The organism is Ornithinibacter sp. (genome assembly GCF_035443565.1).
Lineage (GTDB): Bacteria > Actinomycetota > Actinomycetes > Actinomycetales > Dermatophilaceae > Fodinibacter.
Genome location: NZ_DAORSO010000263.1, coordinates 1 through 2,089 on the forward strand (window position 1 = coordinate 1; position 2,089 = coordinate 2,089).

Sequence of the window (2,089 nt, forward strand, 5' to 3'; positions counted from 1 at the left end):
TCGCTCTCCATCGCGAGGTAGACCGCGAGCGGCATCGTCTGGGTGATGCCGGGGGAGTTGCCGGCGAAGGTGATGGTGGCGCCGAACTCGCCCAGGGCTCGTGCCCAGCACAGCACGGTGCCCGCGGCCAGCGACGGCGCGATCAGGGGCAGCGTCACCCTCCGGAAGGTGGCCAGCCGCGACGCCCCCAAGGTGGAGGCCGCCTCCTCGAAGCCGCGGTCCAGACCCCGGAAGGCGCCCTCGACGGTGACGACGAGGAACGGCATCGCCACGAAGCACTGCGCGAGGACCACCCCCAGCGTCGTGAAGGGCAGGGTGAACCCGAACCACTCGTCGAGCCAGCGGCCCACCACCCCGAGGCGCCCGAACGCGAGCAGCAGCGCGACGCCTCCGACGACCGGGGGCAGCACGAGCGGGAGGGTCACCAGGGCCCGCAGCAGCGACAGGCCACGGAAGTGGGTTCGGGCGAGGACCCAGGCCAGCGGCACCCCGAGCACGACGGCCACGGCTGTCGAACTGGTCGCGGTGACCAGGGACAGTCGCAGGGCATCGAGCACCGCGGGGTCGCGCAGGATGTCGGGCAGGCTGCTCCAGGGCGTGCGCAGCAGCATGGCCGCGAGGGGGACGAGGAGGAAGGTGACGCCGACGGCAGCGGGGACGGCGAGTGGCCACGGCGCCGTCTCGCGGCGAATGGGCTGCCGCGCCGAGCGTTTCACGGGGTGGCGAACCCTGCTGACGCGAGCACCTCGGCTCCCTCCTCGGAGAGGACGTGCTCGACGAAGGCGCGGGCAGCGGCGGGGTTCTCCGACTCCGTCAGCGTGGTGATGGGGTAGGTCGTGCTGGCGTTGACGTCGGCCGGGATGTCGATGCCCGTGACCTCGCCGCCGGCGGCCCGGACGTCGGTGACGTAGACGATGCCGGCGTCCACCTCGCCCAGCCTGACCTTGGTGAGCACCGCCTTGACGTCCGACTCCTGCGTCACGGGCACCACCGTGAGGGCGGCGTTGTCGAACACCGTCGCGGCGGCCTTGCCGCACGGCACCTGGGCCTGGCACAGGGCCACCTTGACGCCCGACCTCGTGAGGTCGGACAAGGCGGTGATCCCCGCCGGGTTGGCCGGTGGGACCGCGATCTGCATCGTGTTCCTCGCGAAGGCCGTCGCCGTCTCCGCGGCTCCGGCGGCGATGACGGTGTCCATCGTCGACTGGCTCGCGGAGGCGAACACGTCGCCCGGCTGTCCCTGCGTGATGCCGGTGGCCAGGGCCGAGCTCGCCCCGAGGTTCAGGATGACGTCGACCTCGGGATTCGCCTGCTCGAACTGCTCCTCGAACGTCGTGAACGACTCCTGGAGCGACGCCGCTGCGAACACGGTGACGGTGCCGGAAAGGCCGCCCGAGGCCGACTGCGTGCCGGACGACCCGGGGCTCGCGGAGTCGGTGCCGGCCGAGTCGGTGGTTCCGGAGTCGCTCGAGCTGCACCCTGCGGCGAGCAGCGCGGCCAGAGCGGTCACGGCGGCCAAGGAGAGGCACTTGGCCTTCATCGGGGGACTCCTACGACGACGTTGGTGGACTTGATCGAGGCGACGGCCACCGAACCGACCTCGAGGCCGAGGTCGTCGACGGCTTCGCGGGACATGAGCGAGACGACGCGGAACGGGCCGCACTGGAGCTCGACCTGGGCCATGACGGTGTCCTTGAGCACCCGGGTGACGATGCCGCGCATCCGGTTGCGGGCCGATTCGTCGGCGACGACGCCCACGGGGGCCGGCCGGGCCAGCTCCTGAGCCACCTCGGCGAGGTCGGCACCGTCGACGACGATGCGCCCGGAGTCGTCATGGGTGCTGGGCAGGCGCTGCGCGTCGATCATGCGGCGCACCGTGTCATCAGACACGCCAAGGAGGGCGGCGGCATCCGAGATCCGAATCTGCGACATGGAGCTGAATCTACCTCCGCATCTGCGGAACTGCGAGGGTAGCGGCACGTGGTGGGACGCCTGGGAGGGGGCGAGGCGTACCCAGATCGACCAATAGGTCACTCGGGGTACAGGCGATTCGGGGACGGGCCGTGCCCAGATCGACCAATAGGTCACT

Annotated in this window: 3 protein-coding genes; all 3 read right to left on the bottom strand. The window is 71.1% G+C overall.

Annotated elements, in window-relative coordinates; all coding sequences use genetic code 11:
- Nucleotides 1-716: ABC transporter permease (locus PLL68_RS14215; RefSeq protein ID WP_324535189.1), on the bottom strand; the 716-nt coding region annotated here is incomplete at its 3' end.
- Complete coding sequence (gene modA / locus PLL68_RS14220; protein ID WP_324535191.1) at nucleotides 713-1,540, bottom strand: molybdate ABC transporter substrate-binding protein; 828 nt, start codon at nucleotides 1,538-1,540, stop codon at nucleotides 713-715. The genes modA and PLL68_RS14215, both read right to left, overlap by 4 nt.
- Nucleotides 1,537-1,932 (bottom strand): TOBE domain-containing protein, encoded by a 396-nt coding sequence (locus tag PLL68_RS14225; protein ID WP_324535193.1) that lies wholly within the window; start codon nucleotides 1,930-1,932, stop codon nucleotides 1,537-1,539. The genes modA and PLL68_RS14225 overlap by 4 nt, the downstream gene beginning before the upstream one ends.
- Between the last annotated feature and the right edge of the window lie 157 nt (nucleotides 1,933-2,089).